At 67.2% G+C, this 16,609-nt stretch carries 18 protein-coding genes and 2 tRNA genes; 11 read left to right on the forward strand and 9 right to left on the reverse strand.

Annotated features, from left to right (window positions below; all coding sequences use genetic code 11):
• Positions 1-10 precede the first annotated feature (10 nt).
• From SOM08_RS04585 to SOM08_RS04600, 4 genes are all read left to right on the forward strand, one after another.
• On the forward strand, positions 11-766 hold the full coding sequence (locus SOM08_RS04585; protein ID WP_116958348.1) for a cytochrome c1: 756 nt from the start codon (positions 11-13) through the stop codon (positions 764-766).
• A 105-nt stretch (positions 767-871) separates the two neighbouring features.
• Positions 872-1,483, forward strand: coding sequence for a glutathione S-transferase N-terminal domain-containing protein (locus SOM08_RS04590; protein WP_116958347.1), 612 nt, complete (start codon positions 872-874; stop codon positions 1,481-1,483).
• Between the two features lie 25 nt (positions 1,484-1,508).
• Positions 1,509-1,979, forward strand: coding sequence for a ClpXP protease specificity-enhancing factor (locus SOM08_RS04595; RefSeq protein ID WP_116958346.1), 471 nt, complete (start codon positions 1,509-1,511; stop codon positions 1,977-1,979).
• A gap of 20 nt (positions 1,980-1,999) precedes the next feature.
• Positions 2,000-2,075: transfer RNA gene (locus SOM08_RS04600), tRNA-Thr, on the forward strand.
• A 22-nt stretch (positions 2,076-2,097) separates the two neighbouring features.
• Here the strand turns inward: SOM08_RS04600 and SOM08_RS04605 are convergent.
• Positions 2,098-2,412 carry a DciA family protein gene (locus SOM08_RS04605; RefSeq protein ID WP_116958345.1) on the reverse strand — a complete coding sequence of 105 codons (315 nt, stop codon included), beginning with the start codon at positions 2,410-2,412 and terminating at the stop codon, positions 2,098-2,100.
• Between the two features lie 64 nt (positions 2,413-2,476).
• On the opposite strand from SOM08_RS04605, the gene SOM08_RS04610 reads away from it, so the two are divergent.
• The 5 genes from SOM08_RS04610 (at position 2,477) to SOM08_RS04630 (ending at position 8,983) form a co-directional block, all read left to right on the forward strand.
• Positions 2,477-3,430 (forward strand): M23 family metallopeptidase, encoded by a 954-nt coding sequence (locus SOM08_RS04610; RefSeq protein ID WP_116958344.1) that lies wholly within the window; start codon positions 2,477-2,479, stop codon positions 3,428-3,430.
• A gap of 175 nt (positions 3,431-3,605) precedes the next feature.
• Entirely contained in the window at positions 3,606-6,359 is a 2,754-nt protein-coding gene (secA, locus tag SOM08_RS04615) for a preprotein translocase subunit SecA (RefSeq protein ID WP_322470130.1), read from the forward strand.
• Between the two features lie 49 nt (positions 6,360-6,408).
• Positions 6,409-7,656 carry a bifunctional glutamate N-acetyltransferase/amino-acid acetyltransferase ArgJ gene (argJ, locus tag SOM08_RS04620; protein WP_116958342.1) on the forward strand — a complete coding sequence of 416 codons (1,248 nt, stop codon included), beginning with the start codon at positions 6,409-6,411 and terminating at the stop codon, positions 7,654-7,656.
• A complete protein-coding gene (locus tag SOM08_RS04625) occupies positions 7,653-8,537 on the forward strand; it encodes an ATP-binding protein (protein WP_116958341.1) in 885 nt (294 codons plus the stop codon). The genes argJ and SOM08_RS04625 overlap by 4 nt, the downstream gene beginning before the upstream one ends.
• A complete protein-coding gene (locus tag SOM08_RS04630) occupies positions 8,534-8,983 on the forward strand; it encodes a (deoxy)nucleoside triphosphate pyrophosphohydrolase (protein ID WP_116958340.1) in 450 nt (149 codons plus the stop codon). Before SOM08_RS04625 ends, SOM08_RS04630 begins: the two co-directional genes overlap by 4 nt.
• Before the next feature lie 13 nt (positions 8,984-8,996).
• On the opposite strand, the gene SOM08_RS04635 is transcribed toward SOM08_RS04630, so the two are convergent.
• The 8 genes from SOM08_RS04635 to SOM08_RS04670 form a co-directional block, all read right to left on the reverse strand.
• Positions 8,997-9,197, reverse strand: a complete 201-nt coding sequence (locus tag SOM08_RS04635) for a DNA gyrase inhibitor YacG (protein ID WP_116958339.1) — start codon at positions 9,195-9,197, stop codon at positions 8,997-8,999.
• Between the two features lie 4 nt (positions 9,198-9,201).
• Complete coding sequence (zapD, locus tag SOM08_RS04640) at positions 9,202-9,957, reverse strand: cell division protein ZapD (protein ID WP_322470688.1); 756 nt, start codon at positions 9,955-9,957, stop codon at positions 9,202-9,204.
• 43 nt (positions 9,958-10,000) lie between these two features.
• On the reverse strand, positions 10,001-10,609 hold the full coding sequence (coaE, locus tag SOM08_RS04645) for a dephospho-CoA kinase (protein WP_116958338.1): 609 nt from the start codon (positions 10,607-10,609) through the stop codon (positions 10,001-10,003).
• The gene (locus SOM08_RS04650; protein WP_116958337.1) at positions 10,606-11,463 is read right to left on the reverse strand and encodes a prepilin peptidase; all 858 of its coding nucleotides are present in this window, start codon (positions 11,461-11,463) and stop codon (positions 10,606-10,608) included. Before SOM08_RS04650 ends, coaE begins: the two co-directional genes overlap by 4 nt.
• Positions 11,463-12,680 carry a type II secretion system F family protein gene (locus SOM08_RS04655; RefSeq protein WP_322470131.1) on the reverse strand — a complete coding sequence of 406 codons (1,218 nt, stop codon included), beginning with the start codon at positions 12,678-12,680 and terminating at the stop codon, positions 11,463-11,465. Before SOM08_RS04655 ends, SOM08_RS04650 begins: the two co-directional genes overlap by 1 nt.
• Before the next feature lie 34 nt (positions 12,681-12,714).
• Complete coding sequence (pilB, locus tag SOM08_RS04660) at positions 12,715-14,445, reverse strand: type IV-A pilus assembly ATPase PilB (protein WP_322470132.1); 1,731 nt, start codon at positions 14,443-14,445, stop codon at positions 12,715-12,717.
• Between the two features lie 176 nt (positions 14,446-14,621).
• Positions 14,622-14,698 (reverse strand) — tRNA-Pro (locus SOM08_RS04665).
• Positions 14,699-14,747: 49 nt separating this feature from the next.
• The gene (locus SOM08_RS04670; protein WP_245980887.1) at positions 14,748-15,677 is read right to left on the reverse strand and encodes a polyprenyl synthetase family protein; all 930 of its coding nucleotides are present in this window, start codon (positions 15,675-15,677) and stop codon (positions 14,748-14,750) included.
• Between the two features lie 281 nt (positions 15,678-15,958).
• Between SOM08_RS04670 and rplU the strand changes: the two genes are divergently transcribed.
• Positions 15,959-16,270 (forward strand): 50S ribosomal protein L21, encoded by a 312-nt coding sequence (gene rplU, locus SOM08_RS04675; RefSeq protein WP_070399112.1) that lies wholly within the window; start codon positions 15,959-15,961, stop codon positions 16,268-16,270.
• A gap of 12 nt (positions 16,271-16,282) precedes the next feature.
• A complete protein-coding gene (rpmA, locus tag SOM08_RS04680) occupies positions 16,283-16,540 on the forward strand; it encodes a 50S ribosomal protein L27 (RefSeq protein ID WP_070399111.1) in 258 nt (85 codons plus the stop codon).
• Positions 16,541-16,609 lie beyond the last annotated feature (69 nt).

Genomic DNA, 16,609 nt, shown 5'->3' on the forward strand with positions numbered 1-16,609 from the left:
AGTGAACGTTATGAAAAAGATTCTTCTGGGCATCGCGTTGTCCCTGGGCCTGAGCGGCGCCGCCCTGGCCGCCGGCGCCGGTATCCCGCTGGACCGCGCCCCGCAACGCACCAACGACATGGCCGCGCTGCAGAACGGCGCCAAGCTGTTCGTCAACTACTGCCTGAACTGCCACTCGGCGGCCTTCATGCGCTACAACCGCCTGCGCGACATCGGCCTGAACGACAAGCAGATCGCCGAAAACCTCACCTTCGCCACCGACAAGATCGGCGACACCATGAAGGCGGCCATCGATCCCAAGATGGCCAAGGACTGGTTCGGCAAGGTGCCGCCCGACCTGACCCTGGTGGCCCGTTCGCGCGCCAGCTCGGCCGGCAGCGGTCCCGACTACCTCTACACCCTGTTGCGCACCTACTACCGCGACGACACCAAGCCCACGGGCTGGAACAACAAGGCCTTCCCCAATATCGGCATGCCGCACCCCCTGTGGGAGCTGCAGGGCGAGCGCAAGCCCGTCTACGACAAGGTGGAGAGCCACGGCCACGAAGTCGAGGTGCTGCGCGGTTGGGAACAGGTCAAGCCTGGCACCATGACCCCGGCCCAGTACGACCAGAACGTCGGCGACCTGGTGGCCTACCTCCAGTGGATGGCCGAGCCCGCCGCGAAAAACCGCGTGCGCATCGGCGTGTGGGTGCTCATCTTCCTTGGCTTCTTCACCGTCGTCGCCTGGCGCCTCAACGCCGCGTACTGGAAAGACGTCAAGTAAGCCTTCGTCTCGGGGTGCGATCCACCCCTTTTCGCCCACAGTGGCTTGCGATGCCGACGCGGCACAATCGCAAGCCACTGTTTTCTGTTTCAGGAGACGCCAACCATGATGGTTTTGTACTCGGGCACCACCTGCCCCTATTCGCACCGCTGCCGCTTCGTGCTGTTCGAAAAGGGCATGGACTTCGAGATCCGCGACGTCGACTTGTACAACAAGCCCGAAGACATCGCCGTGATGAACCCGTACGGCCAAGTGCCGATCCTGGTCGAGCGCGACCTGATCCTGTACGAGTCGAACATCATCAACGAGTACATCGACGAGCGCTTCCCGCACCCCCAGCTCATGCCGGGTGACCCGGTCGATCGCGCGCGCGTGCGCCTGTTCCTGCTCAACTTCGAGAAGGAGCTGTTCACGCACGTGTCGGTGCTCGAATCGCGCACCAGCAAAGGCAATGAGAAGGCGCTGGAGAAAGCCCGCTCGCACATCCGCGACCGCCTCACGCAGCTCGCGCCCGTGTTCATGAAGAACAAGTTCATGCTGGGCGACAACTTCTCCATGCTCGACGTGGCGATTGCGCCGCTGCTGTGGCGCCTGGACTTCTACGGCATCGAGCTCAGCAAGAACGCCGCGCCGCTGCTGAAGTACGCGGAGCGCATCTTCTCGCGCCCGGCCTACATCGAGGCACTGACGCCGTCCGAGAAGGTCATGCGCAAGTAAGGCGCGCCCGTTCCGCCGCAGCGCCATGACCCAGGCAGAGCCACCGGTCCCGTCGACCCGCCCCTACCTCATCCGGGCGCTGTACGAATGGTGCAGCGACAACGGGTACTCGCCCTACATCGCCGTGCACGTGGATGCCTCGGTGCAGGTACCGATGGAGTTCGTGCGCAACGGCGAGATCGTGCTCAACGTGAGCATGGAGGCCACCAAGGACCTGCGCCTGGACAACGAGTACATCACCTTCAAGGCGCGGTTCGGCGGCGTGTCGCGGGAGATCGTGGTGCCGATCACCCACGTCATCGCGATCTACGCGCGCGAGAACGGGCAAGGCATGGCCTTTCCGGCGCCGACGCCCTCGCAGCCGCCGGCGGCTGCGGAGCCTGCCCCGCCGTCGTCGCTGCGGGCCGTCACGCCCGACGACCCGACCCCGCCCGAGCCGGGCGGCGACGGTCCTGGCCGTCCGGGTGGCCGGCCGCAGCTCAAGCGGGTGAAGTGAACCTAGAATCGCTGCCCCAGGCCGCTTTAGCTCAGTTGGTAGAGCAATCGCCTTGTAAGCGATAGGTCGTCCGTTCGAGTCGGACAAGCGGCACCACCCGGTCTTCCGGCGGGCGCGCTCATCGGCCTGGCGTTTGGACTTTGATGCGGATTGCGCTAACCTGCGCCCCGCTTTCGTGCAATGCGTCACGCAGCGCAGGCAACAGCTGCCGCAACTTGGCCGCCGCCGCGCTGCTTCGAACCAGCAGGCACCACTCGGTGTCCTGCAGGGGCCCGGCGGTGACCTGGGTGCGCAGGGCATGGGGAATGCGCTCCCGAACAAGATCGAGACAGCGCTGCGACTGGCGGATCCTGGCCTGCAGTTCGGCCAGGCCAGGCGCGGCGCCAACGGCCTCCTGCAGGCTGAAGACGGAGGGGGATTGTCGGGTCGGCATGCGGTCATTCTGACCGAGTCGGTCGTGCCGCGTCGAGCGGGTCGCTCAGCAAAGGAACACAGCCGTGCACATCATCATCACCGACGCCTGGCTCGCCCGCCGCCAGGCCCTGCACCTGAACGGCTGGAAGCTGATCGCCGTGGCCGTGCTGGCCGTGCTGGGCCTCATGTTCGGCGCGGTGGCCACCTACCACTGGGTGTTCCTGGAAGGCATTCGCCAGGGCTGGCCCGGCTTCGCTTCGGTGGCGCGACTGGTGCACCGCGACGACCCCGGCCAGCGCGACGCCTACCTGCGCGCCAACCTCGATGCGATGGCGCGCAAGCTCGGCGAGATGCAAGCGCGCATGATGCAGATCGACTCGCTCGGTGAGCGCGTCGCCGGCCTGGCCGGCCTGGAGCCCGCTCAGGCGCGGCCACCGCTGCCCGGTTCGGGCGGTGTGCTGGTCTCCAACCGCTCGCTCACGCTGGAGGAGCTCGCGCGGGAGATGGAGGCGGCGGACGCGGGCAGCGGCGCTCGCGTGGACTGGCTCACCGCGATCGAATCGCGTCTGTTCGACCAGAAAATCCAGAGCACCCTGATACCGACGGAAAAACCCGTGGTGGACGGGCGGGTGGGCTCGGGCTTCGGCTTTCGCATCGACCCGATCAACGGCCAGTCCGCCCTGCACACGGGCCTGGACTTTCCCGCGGAGACGGGCACGTCCATCGTGGCCGCCGCCGGTGGCGTGGTCATCGCGCAGGAGTACCACGCCGCCTATGGCAACCTGGTGGAGATCGACCACGGCAACGACCTGGTGACGCGCTACGCCCACACCTCCAAGGTCTTCGTGAAGAAGGGCGACATCGTCAAGCGCGGTCAGAAGATCGCCGAGGTCGGCTCGACCGGGCGCTCCACCGGCCCGCACCTGCACTTCGAGGTGTGGGTGGCGGGCGTGCCGCAGAACCCGCAGAAATTCCTGCAGGCCGGCGAAACCCTGGCCCGCTCGCCCCCCGGGCCGAACGCCCCACGCGCGCGCTGAAACGCGCCGGGGCCGGCCGCTAAAATGCCGGTTTCGCGCTTGAAAGCCGCGTGTTCGCCGGCATGTAGAGGCCTTGTGCCCCGTTGTCGCAGGCCGTGGGCGCGCAAGCGTCCTTCCGATCGATCCTTGCTGTCCACGCCAGCGCCTCGCGGCCTGGCTTCCCGGACGCCCTCATATGGCCACCAATTTCCTCACCAAGCTCTTCGGAAGCCGTAACGACCGCCTGCTCAAGCAGTTCCGCAAAACGGTCGAGCGCATCAATGCCCTGGAGCCGCAGTTCGAGAAGCTCGGCGACGACGAACTCAAGGCCAAGACCGAGGCCTTCCGCCAGCGCCTGGCGCAGGGTGAGACGCTGGACGCCCTCCTGCCCGAGGCCTTCGCGGTCGTGCGCGAGGCCAGCAAGCGCGTCATGAAGATGCGCCATTTCGACGTGCAGCTCATGGGCGGTATCGCTCTGCACAGCGGCAAGATCGCCGAGATGCGCACCGGCGAGGGCAAGACGCTCACGGCCACGCTGCCGGTTTACCTGAACGCCCTGGCCGGCCAGGGCGTGCACGTGGTGACGGTCAACGACTACCTGGCCAACCGCGACGCCCAGTGGATGGGCAAGCTCTACAACTTCCTCGGCCTGACGGTGGGCGTGAACCTGCCGCAGATGCAGCGCGAGGAGAAGCAGGCCGCCTACCGCGCCGACATCACCTACGGCACCAACAACGAGTACGGCTTCGACTACCTGCGCGACAACATGGTCTACGAGGCCGCGGACCGCGTGCAGCGCCCCCTGCACTACGCGATCGTCGACGAGGTGGACTCCATCCTGATCGACGAGGCCCGCACGCCACTGATCATCAGCGGCCAGGCCGAGGACCAGACGGCCGTCTATGTGGCCATCAACCGCCTGGTGCCGCACCTCAGCCGCCAGGAAGGCGAGGCCGACCCGCGCACCGGCGAAGGCGTGATCAAGCCGGGGGACTTCACGCTCGATGAGAAGGCGCGCTCGGTGCACCTCACCGAACAGGGCCACGAGAACGCCGAGGCCCTGCTGTCCAAGGCCGGCCTGCTGCCCGAAGGCGCCTCGCTGTACGACCCCGCGAACATCGCGCTGCTGCACCACCTGGTGACCTCGCTCAAGGCGCACCACCTGTTCCACCGCGACCAGCACTACGTGAACCAGAACGGCGAGATCGTCATCGTCGACGAGTTCACGGGCCGCCTGATGGCAGGCCGCCGCTGGAGCGACGGCCTGCACCAGGCGGTTGAGGCGAAGGAGGGCGTGGGCATCCAGCCCGAGAACCAGACCCTGGCCTCCATCACGTTCCAGAACTACTTCCGCCTGTACGGCAAGCTGTCCGGCATGACCGGCACGGCCGACACCGAGGCCTACGAATTCCAGGAGATCTACGGCCTGGAGACGGTGGTGATTCCGCCCAACCGCGTCAGCAAGCGCCAGGACCAGCTCGACCGCGTCTACAAGACCACCAAGGAAAAGTACGACGCCGCGATCGCCGACATCCGCGAATGCCACGAGCGCGGCCAGCCGGTGCTGGTGGGCACCTCGTCGATCGAAAACTCCGAGATCATTGCCCAGCTGCTCGACGCGGCGAAGCTGCCGCACCAGGTGCTCAACGCCAAGCAGCACGCGCGCGAGGCGGACATCATCGCGCAGGCCGGTCGGCCAGGCGCCATCACCATCGCCACCAACATGGCGGGCCGCGGCACCGACATCGTGCTCGGTGGCAACCTTGAGAAGATGGTCGAGGCCGTGATGGCCGACCCCTCGCTGGATGAGGCCACCCGCGCCGCGCGCGCCGAGGCGCTGCGCGCGCAATGGCAGGCCGACCACGAGAAGGTGGTGGCGCTCGGTGGCCTGCGCATCATCGCCACCGAACGCCACGAGTCGCGCCGCATCGACAACCAGCTGCGCGGCCGCTCGGGCCGCCAGGGCGACCCGGGGTCCAGCCGCTTCTACCTGAGCCTGGACGATCCGCTGATGCGCATCTTCGCGGGCGACCGCGTGCGCGCCATCATGGACCGCCTGAAGATGCCCGAAGGTGAGGCCATCGAGGCCGGCATCGTCACGCGCAGCATCGAAAGCGCGCAGCGCAAGGTGGAAGCGCGCAACTTCGACATCCGCAAGCAGCTGCTGGAGTACGACGACGTCGCCAACGACCAGCGCAAGGTCATCTACCAGCAGCGCAACGACATCCTCGACGCGCAGGACCTGCGCGCGCAGATCGACGCGCTGCGCGACGGCGCCATGACCGACCTGGTGCACCAGTACGTGCCCGAGGAAAGCGTGGAAGAGCAGTGGGACCTGCCCGGCCTGGAGAAGGCGCTGCGCGAGGAGTGGGCGGTGGACGTGCCGCTCGCGAGCTGGGTGGCCGCGTCGGAGGCGGTCGAAGCCGAGAACATCGCCGAGCGGGTGTGCGAGGCCGCGAAGGCGGTGTTCGTGTCCAAGGTCGACCAGGTTGGCGAGCAGAACTTCACCTCGTTCGAGCGCGTGGTGCTGCTGCAGACCATCGATTCCCAGTGGCGCGAGCACATCGCCGCGCTGGACTACCTCCGCCAGGGCATCCACCTGCGCGGCTATGCGCAGAAGCAGCCCAAGCAGGAGTACAAGCGCGAGGCCTTCCTGTTGTTCGGCCAGCTGCTCGACTCCGTGAAGAACGACGTCACCCGCATCCTCATGAACGTGCGCGTTCAATCGGCCGAGCAGATCTCGCAGGCGGCCGAGCAGCTGGAAGAGCGCGCCGAGGCCATCAGCAACGTCACCTACACGGCGCCCACCGAGACCGGTGAGGCCGAGACCCGCCCCGAGGCCGCCGTCGCCCAGGCGATGGCGGGCGAGGTGCCGCGCGTGGGGCGCAACGATCCTTGCCCCTGCGGCAGCGGCAAGAAGTACAAGCACTGCCACGGCAGGCTCGACTGAGCGGCTGGCGCCCTGGCCAGCCGTCCCCTTCCCGATCCGAGAACCTTTCATGCCTGTCCAGCTCTCCAGTCCCGCCGTGGCCGATCTGCTGCCCATCGCGGGCGTGCGCATCGGTGTCGCCGAAGCCGGCATCCGCAAGGCCAACCGCAAAGACCTCACCGTGTTCCTGCTCGATGAGGGCAGCGCGGTGGGCGCGGTGTTCACGCGCAACCGCTACGCGGCGGCTCCGGTGCAGGTGTGCCGCGAGCACCTGGCCAGCGGCCAGGGCGTGCGCGCGCTGGTGATCAACACAGGCAACGCGAACGCAGGCACGGGTGAGAGCGGCCTGGCCGACGCGCGCCAGACCTGCAACGCGCTGGCGCGCTCGCTGGGCCTGCACCACGAGCAGGTGCTGCCGTTCTCCACCGGCGTGATCATGGAGCCCCTGCCCATGGACCGCCTGCTCGGCGGCCTGCCGGCGGCGCTGACCAGCGCCTGTTCGGCGCAGCACGACTCCGGCGCCCAGTGGCTGGCCGCGGCCCAGGGCATCATGACCACGGACACCCTGCCCAAGGCCGCCAGCGTGTCCTTCGAGCTGGAGGGCCGCGCGCTGCGCGCCACCGGCATCGCCAAGGGCGCCGGCATGATCCGGCCCAACATGGCCACCATGCTGGGCTTCCTGGCCACCGACGCGGCGGTGGCGCCCGAACTCATGAACGAGCTGGCCCGCCGCCTGGCCGACGCCTCGTTCAACCGGGTCACGGTCGACGGCGACACCAGCACCAACGATTCTTTCGTGGTCATCGCCACCGGCCAGGCGGGCCATCCGCCGGTGACCGACCTGTCCAGCCCGTCGGGCCGCGCCCTGCTGGACGCGCTCACGCCCCTGGCCCAGCGCCTGGCGCACGCCATCGTGCGCGACGGCGAGGGCGCCACCAAGTTCATCACCATCCGCGTGGAGGGCGGCCGCGACACGGCGGAGTGCCTGCGCGCGGCCTATTCGGTGGCGCATTCGCCGCTGGTCAAGACGGCCTTTTTCGCCAGCGACCCCAACCTGGGCCGCATCCTCGCAGCGGTGGGCTATGCGGGCATCGACGACCTGGACGTGGGCGGCATCGACCTGTGGCTGGGCGACGTGCATGTGGTGACGCGTGGCGGACGCCACCCCAAATACCGCGAAGAAGACGGCCAGCGCGTGATGAAGCCGGCGGAGATCGAGGTGCGCATCGGCCTGGGCCGCGGCACGGCCAGCGACACCGTCTGGACCTGCGACTTCAGCCACGAGTACGTCACCATCAACGCCGACTACCGCTCATGAACCCCTCGTTCGAGCGCCTGATGCAGCGCGCCGAAGCCCTGATCGACCGCATCGAATCCGTGCTGCCGCGGCCGCTGTCGGCGCCGGACTGGTCGGCGTCCCACGCGTTCCGCTACCGCAAGCGCAGCAGCGGCCATGGCCTGCTGGAGCCCGTGCGCCACGTCGCCAGCATTGCACTGGACGACCTGAAGGAAGTGGAGCCGCAGAAGGAGCGCATCCAGCGCAACACCGAGCACTTCGTGAAGGGCCTGCCGGCCAACAACGTGCTGCTGACGGGCGCGCGCGGCACGGGCAAATCCTCGCTGGTCAAGGCCTGCCTCAACGCTTATGCGGCGCAGGGCCTGCGGCTGATCGAGGTCGACAAGAGCGACCTGGTCGACCTGCCCGACATCGTCGAGGTGGTGGCCGGCCGGCCCGAGAAATTCATCGTCTATTGCGACGACCTCAGCTTCGAGGACGGCGAGCCCGGCTACAAGGCGCTCAAGTCCATCCTCGACGGCTCGGTCTCGGCCTCCAGCGCCAACGTGCTGATCTACGCCACCAGCAACCGCCGCCACCTGCTGCCTGAGTACATGAAGGAGAACCTCACGTACACGCACACGGCGGACGGCGAGGTGCACCCTGGCGAGGTGGTCGAGGAAAAGATCTCGCTGTCCGAGCGCTTCGGCCTGTGGATCAGCTTCTACCCCTTCAGTCAGGACGAGTACCTGGCCATCGTCGCGCAGTGGCTGTCGTCCTTCGGGGTGGCGGCCGGGGCGATCGAGGCGGCGCGGCCGCAGGCCCTGGTGTGGGCGCTGGAGCGGGGCTCGCGCAGCGGCCGCGTGGCCTATCAGTTCGCGCGCGATTACGCCGGCGCGCACGGCGCCGAGGCCGGGGCGTGAGCGCCGAGGTGCTGGTCGTCGACGGTGGGCGCGAGGCCGTCGCCGCCCAGGGCGCGACGGACGTGGCCGTCGGCGTGCTCATTGACGATCAGGGGCGCTTCCTGCTCACCTCGCGCCCCGCGGGCAAGGTGTACGCGGGCTACTGGGAATTCCCGGGCGGCAAGCTCGAGGCCGGTGAGACCGTGGAACAGGCGCTGCGGCGCGAGCTGCAGGAAGAGATCGGCCTGACCATCGGGCCGGCGCAGGTCTGGCGCGTCCAACTGGTCGACTACCCCCACGGGCTCGTGCGCCTGCACTTTTGCAAGGTGTTCCAGTGGTCCGGGGAGCTGCAGATGCACGAGGGCCAGGACAGCCGCTGGGAGCGCCTGCCGGTGCGGTGCGAACCCGTGTTGCCCGGCACGGTGCCCGTGCTGCGCTGGCTGCAGGAAGAGGCCGACGCCGCCTGAAGCGCGGCGCGGTTCAGCGCGGCGACTCGGCGTCCCAGTCGTTCACTGGCGTGCCTTTGTCGGGCAGGGCGTACTGCTCGCTGGCCCAGGCGCCCAGGTCGCCTTGCTTGCAGCGCTCGCTGCAGAACGGGCGCCAGCGGTTGCTGGGGGCGTAGACGCTGTCGCCGCCGCAGGCCGGGCAGCGCACGATGCGGGGCTCGACCGGCTCGGCCATGGCCTCAGGCGCACAAGGCGAGCTCGAAGCTCGCGTCCTCGCCCGCCGGGTGCAGGCGGTGGTCCTCGCCCAGGCGCATGAGGCGCACCGAGAACATCAGCCGGTTGCCGCTGATTTCGGGAACCAGACCGGACGATGGGTCGATGCGCAAGCGCAGCAGCTGAAAGGTGCGTCCCTGGGGCAGGTTCTGCTGGAACTGCCCGCCGCTGGACACCACCTTCTGCGGCGCGCCGGTCTCGCGCATCATCTTCAGCAACAGCACCACGGCCTCGGCCAGCGGCGCCAGCGTGCGCGACCAGGCGCTCAGGTCGGCCTGGCGCTGGTCGGTGGCCAGGTGCTGCCAGTGGAAGTAGGCCGGCAGGTCGAATTCGCAGGTGCCACCGGGGATACCGATGCGGCTACGGATGGCCATCAGCCAGTCGTTCTCGGTGAGCGCCTGGCCCGGCTTGCCGGGCACGTCGGCGATCTGCGAAAAGCAGGTGTCGAGTTGGGTGATGGCGGAATCGAGCGCCGACTCGGAAATGGCGGGGTTGCCCCGAAAGCCCGCCAGCGCCTGTTTCTGCCGGTCGAGGTCTTTGAGCACGTCCGATTTCATGTCGGCGCGCGAAGCCACGTCCATGATCTCGAACAGCGTCTGGATCGCGTAGTGGTGATCCAGTGGGTGGTCGCGTGGCACGAGCGCGGCGAGGCGCTTGAACAGCTGCTCGAGCCGCAGGTAGGTGCGGATGCGTTCGTTGAAAGGGTATTCGTAGAGGATCACGGGCTCGCGGCGCGTGGGGCCGTGTTGGCCGCGCATGGACGGATCATAGCCCGAAGCTTGCCGATAGCCGGTCAACCAACCCATGCAAACGGTCGAGATCGTCCTCGTCGTTGAAGATCACCGCGTCGGCCACCGCCAGGCGCAGCGCCCGGGGGCTCTGGCTGCGCAGCACGCCATCGAGCACCGCGTCGTCCCAGCCGCTGCGGGCGCGCACGCGGCGGCGCTGCGTGGCCTCGCTGCAGTCGACCACGAGTACTCGGTCGAGCTGGGGCCGCCAGCGCGGCGACTCGGCGAGCAAGGGCACGTCGAACACCACGCAAGCCTTGTTGCTGAGCGTCACGCGCAGGGCGATCTCACGCGCGACGATGGGATGAACGATGGCCTCGAGCCGTTGGCGGGCGTCGGGGTCGGCGAACACCAGTTCGCGCATGCGGGCGCGGTGCAGCGCGCCATCGCTGTCGATGAAATCCGGGCCGAAGCCGTCGCGCACCGCGGGAATGGCCGCGCCCCCGGCCGCCGTGCTGGCGCGGGAGATGGCGTCCGCGTCGATGAGCTCCGCGCCGAGCGCCTGCAACCGGGCGCCGACCGTGCTCTTGCCGCTGCCAATGCCGCCCGTGAGGCCGATGCGCCAGGACGGTCGCGCGGCGCTCACAGGCCGACGGCGGCCAGGATGGCCGAGGGACCGAACACCATGGCGGTGAGCCCGCCCAACGCGAGGAAGGGGCCGAAGGGCACATAGCCGCCTTCGCGCAGGCGGCCCACCAGCTTGATGCCAATGCCGACGACCGCGCCGATCACCGAGGCCATGAGGATGATGGGCACCAGCGCTTGCCAGCCGAACCAGGCGCCGAAGGCCGCGAACAGCTTGAAGTCGCCGTAGCCCATCCCCTCCTTGCCGGTGAGCAGCTTGAAGGCCCAGTAGACGAGCCACAAGGACAGGTAGCCGCCGACCGCCCCCCAGACGGCATCGGCCAGGTGGGTGGGCGTGACGCCGAGTGCCGCGGCGACCAGGCCCGTCCACAGCAGGGGCAGCGTGATGTCGTCGGGCAGCAGGGTGGTGTCCCAGTCGATGCAGGCCAGCGCGACCACGGCCGCGGCGAACCCACACCAGGCCAGGCCGGCGGCGTTGAGGCCCCAGTGCCAGCCTGCCCAGGCGAACAACGCACCGGTGGCGGCTTCCACCAGGGGATAGCGCGGCCCGATGCCCGCGCCGCACTGGCTGCACCGGCCACGCAGCGCGAGGTAGCTCAGCACGGGGATGTTCTCGTACCAACGGATGGCGTGGCCGCAATGCGGGCAGGCCGAGCGCGGCACCAGGAGGTTGTAGCGGTCTGCCGGTGCCTGGGCGTCTCGCGCCGTGCCCTGCAACTCCGCGCATTCGGCGGCCCATTGCCGCTCCATCATCTTGGGCAGGCGGTGGATGACGACGTTCAGGAAACTGCCCACGAGCAGGCCGAGCACGCCCAACAGCGCCGCGGCGGGCGCACCGGTGGCCAATTCCGCCATCAGACCACCTGGCCGAGCTTGAAGATGGGCAGGTACATCGAGACGACGATGCCGCCGATCACTGTGCCGAGTACGACGATGATGATCGGCTCCATCAGGCTGGAGATGCCGGCCACCATGTCGTCGACCTCGGCCTCGTAGAAGTCGGCGGCCTTGCCCAGCATGTGGTCGATGGAGCCTGATTCTTCGCCGATCGCGCACATCTGCAGCACCATCGAGGGAAAGATGTTCGCGTTGGTCATCGCGGCCGTGAGGCTGGTGCCGGTCGACACCTCCTGCTGGATCTTTTCGGTGGCGATGGCATAGACCGAGTTGCCCGAGGCGCCACCCACGGAATCGAGCGCTTCCACCAGCGGCACGCCCGCGCCGAACATGGTGGCCAGCGTGCGTGTCCAGCGCGCCACCACCGATTTCTCGATCAGCTCGCCGAAGATGGGCAGCTTGAGCAGCACGCGGTCCATGAATCGCTGGACCTTTTCGTTGCGCTTCCAGGCCTGCAGGAAGAAGTAGAGGCCGCCGCCGAGGCCACCGAAGATGAGCCACCAGTACTGGACGAAGAACTCGCTCATGGCGATGACGAACAGCGTGGGCGCGGGCAGGTCGGCGCCAAACGAGGTGAACACCTCCTTGAAGGAGGGGATCACAAAAATCATGATGACGGCCACCACCACGAAGGCCACGATGATCACGGCCGTGGGGTACATGAGGGCCGACTTGATCTTCGACTTCAGCGCCTCGGTCTTCTCCATGTAGGTGGCGAGGCGGTCGAGCAGGTCTTCCAGGATACCGGCCGCTTCGCCCGCCTCGATCAGGTTGCAGTAGAGGCTGTCGAAGTACATCGGGTGCTTGCGGAAGGCCGCGCTCAGCGAGGTACCGGTTTCCACGTCGGCGCGAATGTCGTTGAGCAGCCGCGTGACGTTGGGGTTGGGGTTGCCGCGACCCACGATGTCGAAGGACTGCAGCAGTGGCACGCCGGCCTTCATCATGGTGGCCAACTGGCGCGTGAAGATCGCGATGTCCTTCGGCTTGATGCGCTTGCCCGAAGACGTGCGGCGCTTCTTGATCTTGATCGGGATGATGCCTTGCCGGCGCAGCGTGGCCGTCACCTGGTTTTCACCCTGGGCGCGCGTTTCCCCGCGCACCGCCTTGCCGTTGCGGTCTTTGCCCTCCCATTCGAACACGAAGTCCTTGACGCTCTTTCTTGCGACGGTGGCCATGGAATTCCTCAGGGGGCTGTGGGTGAGCGGTGGGTCATTCGTTCGTCACGCTGAGGACTTCCTCGAGCGAGGTCTGTCCCAGCTTGACCTTGAGCAGGCCGGACTCCCGCAGCGAGCGAACGCCTTCCTTGCTGGCCTGCTGCGCGATGTCCAGCGAGGTGCCGCCGCGCAGGATGATGCGCTGGATCTCTTCGGAAATCGGCATCACCTGGTAGATGCCGACGCGCCCCTTGTAGCCGTTGTTGCAGGCCGAGCAGCCCACCGGCTTGTAGGGCGTCCAGGTGCCGTCAAGCTCTTCGGGCTTGTAGCCGGCCTCGAGCAAGGCCTTGCGGGGAACGTCCAGCGGCGCCTTGCAGTTGGGGCACAGGCGGCGGGCCAGGCGCTGGGCGGTGATGAGGATCACGCTGGAGGCGATATTGAACGTGGGGATGCCCATGTTCATCATCCGGGTGAGCGTCGTCGGTGCGTCGTTGGTGTGCAGCGTCGACATGACCATGTGGCCGGTCTGCGCGGCCTTGATCGCGATGTCGGCGGTTTCCAGGTCGCGGATCTCGCCGACCATGATCACGTCCGGGTCCTGGCGCAAGAAGGCCTTGAGCGCCACCGCGAAGGTCAGGCCCGCCTTCTCGTTCATGTTCACCTGGTTCACGCCGGGCAGGTTGATTTCGGACGGGTCTTCGGCCGTCGAAATGTTCACGCCGGGCTTGTTCAGGATATTCAGGCAGGTGTAGAGCGAGACCGTTTTGCCGGAGCCCGTGGGACCGGTGACCAGCACCATGCCGTAGGGGCGCTGGATGGCTTCCAGCAGACGCTCTTTCTCTTCCGGTTCATAGCCCAGGGCGTCGATGCCCATCTTGGCCTGACTCGGGTCGAGGATACGGATCACGATCTTCTCGCCAAACAGCGTGGGCAGGGTGCTGACGCGGAAGTCGATGACGCGGTCGGGCCCGACCTTGAGCTTCATCCGACCGTCTTGCGGGACGCGCTTCTCGGAGATGTCCATCCGCGAGATGACCTTGATGCGCGAGGCCAGCTTTTCCTTGATGGCGATCGGCGGCGAGGCGATCTCGCGCAGTTCGCCGTCGATGCGGAAGCGCACACGGTACTGGTGTTCGTATGGTTCGAAGTGCAGGTCGGACGCGCGCATGTTGAACGCGTCGATCAGCATCTTGTGCAGGAACTTGACGACCGGGGCGTCGTCGACTTCGCTGGCCTTTTCAGCGGCATCGGCGGTGGTGGTTTCGGCCGCCAGTTCATCGAACTCGACGTCGCCGACGATGTTCTCCATCGCCTCGGTGACCGATTTGGTCTGCGTCTCGACCAGGCGGCTGAGCTTGTCGAACTCTGCGATGACCCAGTCCACGCCCATCTGCGTGGCGAACTTGATCTTTTCGGCCGCCTGCTGGTCGGACGGATCCGCTGTCGCGACGATCAGGCGGTTGTTGCGCTTGCTGAGGACGACGATGCGGAAGTCGGCGCAGATCTTGGCGTCCAGCAAGCCAGCGGGCAGCCGCTGCACATCGATGGCATCGAGGTCGAGCAGGGGGGCGGCGAAAGCCACCGACATGGTGTGTGCCAGGTCCGTTGGCGACACCGCGCCGGAGCCGGTCAGCTCGGCAATAAAGCTGGTTCGGCTGCTTTGGGCCTTGCGGTAGAGGTCCTCGGCCGCGCGCTGGTTGAGCTTGCCCGCGGACACGAGCGCGCGCCCAAGCCCCGGAAGGGCCATGGACGGACTGTCCTGGTTCACCGAATCAACTGACGCCATATGTCCGTAATCTAACGGAAATCAACAACTTGGACGTCACAATTGACGCCAGTTATCCGGAAAACAGGGACTCACGTCGATTGACGTTGTATCCGCGTTGCGTCGGGCGCGCCACCAACTGGGGAACTTGGAGCGCCCACTGGCGCCGCGCGGCGCTCGCTGATGTGACCAGATGATGGTCGGGGTGAGAGGATTCGAACCTCCGGCCTCTACGTCCCGAACGTAGCGCTCTACCAGGCTAAGCTACACCCCGTGTGGATCAGCGGATCCTTTGGCTGATGACGGCGCCAGAGCCGTGAACTTCAGGAGCGACGCTCCAGCAGTGCAGCCGCCAATTGTAGCAAAGCCTCTTGGTGCGGATTCGACGGCAGCGTGGCCGCGGCGTCGAGCGCGCGCTGCGCCTCGGCGTGCGCCGCCGCCCGCGCGGTGTCCAGGGCGCCGGTGCCCAGGATGATGCGCTGGATGTCCGGCAGGTTCTCGATGCGGCCATGTTCGATGGCGTCGCGGATCAGCGCGCGCTGGGCGTCGTTCCCCGCTCGCAAGGCGCAGATGATGGGCAGCGTGACCTTGCCCTCGCGCAGGTCGTCGCCCAGGTTCTTGCCGAGTTCGTCGGCGCTGCCCTCGTAGTCGAGCACGTCGTCGATGACCTGGAAGGCCGTGCCCAGGGCCTGGCCATAGGTGGCGCAGGCATGTTCGACGGCCGGCCCCGCTTGCGCCAGGATCGGGGCGAGCCGCGCGCTGGCCTCGAACAGCTTGGCCGTCTTGGAGCGGATCACGCGCAGATAGGACGCCTCGTCGATCGAGGCGTCGCGCATGTTCATGAGCTGCAGCACCTCACCCTCGGCGATCACGTTGGTGGCGTCCGACAGGACCTCCATCACGCGCATCTGGTTCACGTCGACCATCATCTGGAAGGCGCGCGAGTAGAGGAAATCGCCCACCAGCACGCTGGCGGCATTGCCGAACGTCTGGTTGGCCGTGGCACGGCCCCGGCGCAGCGTCGATTCGTCGACCACGTCGTCGTGCAGCAGGGTGGCGGTGTGGATGAACTCCACCACGGCCGCCAGCGTGTGGCGGTGCGGGTGCTCGCAGGACAGGGCGCCGCTGACCAGCAGCAGCAGGGCGGGGCGCAGGCGCTTGCCGCCGGCCGAGATGATGTACTGGGCCACCTCCCGCACAAGGGGTACGTCGGTGGTCAGGCGTTCGTGGATCACCCGGTCAACCGCGGCCATGTCGGCGCGGATCAGCTCGAGCGGGTTGTTCGTCGACAAGGCAAGGGACAAGTGAGGGGGCCCGTGGTCGGGTGGCGTTGGGCGGCGCTGGATTATAGGAAGGCCGTCCGCCTGCCCTTGGGCCCCTGGGTCTGCCCGGGCGGCACGGACGGGCCAGTTTGCCGGGTGGTTCGCGGAAGGCTATAATCCGCAGTTCGGTGGAAATCCGTCTGCCGATGCCTTCGTGGTCAGCCGGCTGTCTCGGCCGGGCTCTGCAGGAAGGCCAACTTCAAGAGGTTCCTATGTACGCGGTCATAAAAACCGGTGGCAAGCAGTATCGCGTGGCTGCCGGCGAAAAAATTAAAGTAGAACAGATTGCTGCGGACGTGGGCCAAGAGATTGTGTTCGATGAGGTTCTGGCTGTCGGCAACGGCACCGAGCTGAAAGTGGGCACTCCCTTGGTCTCCGGCGCATCGGTCACGGTCAAGGTGGTGGCGCACGGTCGTCACGACAAAGTGCGCATCTTCAAGCTGCGCCGTCGCAAGCACTACCAGAAGCGCCAGGGTCACCGGCAGAATTTCACCGAGATCGAAATCGCCTCGATTTCGGCCTAAGGAGCAGGCAAGATGGCACAGAAAAAAGGCGGCGGCTCTACACGCAACGGGCGCGATTCCAAGCCCAAGATGCTGGGCGTCAAAGCGTTCGGCGGCGAGCTGATCACGGCTGGCTCGATCATCGTGCGTCAGCGAGGCACCAAGTTCCACCCCGGCACCAATGTCGGCGTCGGCAAGGACCACACCCTGTTCGCCACCGTGGACGGCCATGTGCAGTTCGCGGTCAAGGGTGCGCTGGGTCGTCACGTGGTCAGCGTCACCCCGGCCTGATCCCGCACGATCCTCGCGCAAGGGGCCCGCGCATGCGGGCCTTTTTGTTGTCTTCGGGCTAGCATTCGC

The organism is Hydrogenophaga sp. SNF1, from assembly GCF_034421675.1.
GTDB classification, from domain to species: Bacteria; Pseudomonadota; Gammaproteobacteria; order Burkholderiales; family Burkholderiaceae_C; genus Hydrogenophaga; species Hydrogenophaga borbori.

Coding starts and splice junctions, on each gene's coding strand:
- SOM08_RS04585 (WP_116958348.1), top strand. CDS start 11: ATGAAAAAGATTCTTCTGGGCATCGCGTTGTCCCTGGGCCTGAGCGGC.
- SOM08_RS04590 (WP_116958347.1), top strand. CDS start 872: ATGATGGTTTTGTACTCGGGCACCACCTGCCCCTATTCGCACCGCTGC.
- SOM08_RS04595 (WP_116958346.1), top strand. CDS start 1,509: ATGACCCAGGCAGAGCCACCGGTCCCGTCGACCCGCCCCTACCTCATC.
- SOM08_RS04605 (WP_116958345.1), bottom strand. CDS start 2,412: ATGCCGACCCGACAATCCCCCTCCGTCTTCAGCCTGCAGGAGGCCGTT.
- secA (WP_322470130.1), top strand. CDS start 3,606: ATGGCCACCAATTTCCTCACCAAGCTCTTCGGAAGCCGTAACGACCGC.
- argJ (WP_116958342.1), top strand. CDS start 6,409: ATGCCTGTCCAGCTCTCCAGTCCCGCCGTGGCCGATCTGCTGCCCATC.
- SOM08_RS04625 (WP_116958341.1), top strand. CDS start 7,653: ATGAACCCCTCGTTCGAGCGCCTGATGCAGCGCGCCGAAGCCCTGATC.
- SOM08_RS04635 (WP_116958339.1), bottom strand. CDS start 9,197: ATGGCCGAGCCGGTCGAGCCCCGCATCGTGCGCTGCCCGGCCTGCGGC.
- SOM08_RS04650 (WP_116958337.1), bottom strand. CDS start 11,463: ATGGCGGAATTGGCCACCGGTGCGCCCGCCGCGGCGCTGTTGGGCGTG.
- SOM08_RS04655 (WP_322470131.1), bottom strand. CDS start 12,680: ATGGCCACCGTCGCAAGAAAGAGCGTCAAGGACTTCGTGTTCGAATGG.
- pilB (WP_322470132.1), bottom strand. CDS start 14,445: ATGGCGTCAGTTGATTCGGTGAACCAGGACAGTCCGTCCATGGCCCTT.
- SOM08_RS04670 (WP_245980887.1), bottom strand. CDS start 15,677: ATGGCCGCGGTTGACCGGGTGATCCACGAACGCCTGACCACCGACGTA.
- rplU (WP_070399112.1), top strand. CDS start 15,959: ATGTACGCGGTCATAAAAACCGGTGGCAAGCAGTATCGCGTGGCTGCC.
- rpmA (WP_070399111.1), top strand. CDS start 16,283: ATGGCACAGAAAAAAGGCGGCGGCTCTACACGCAACGGGCGCGATTCC.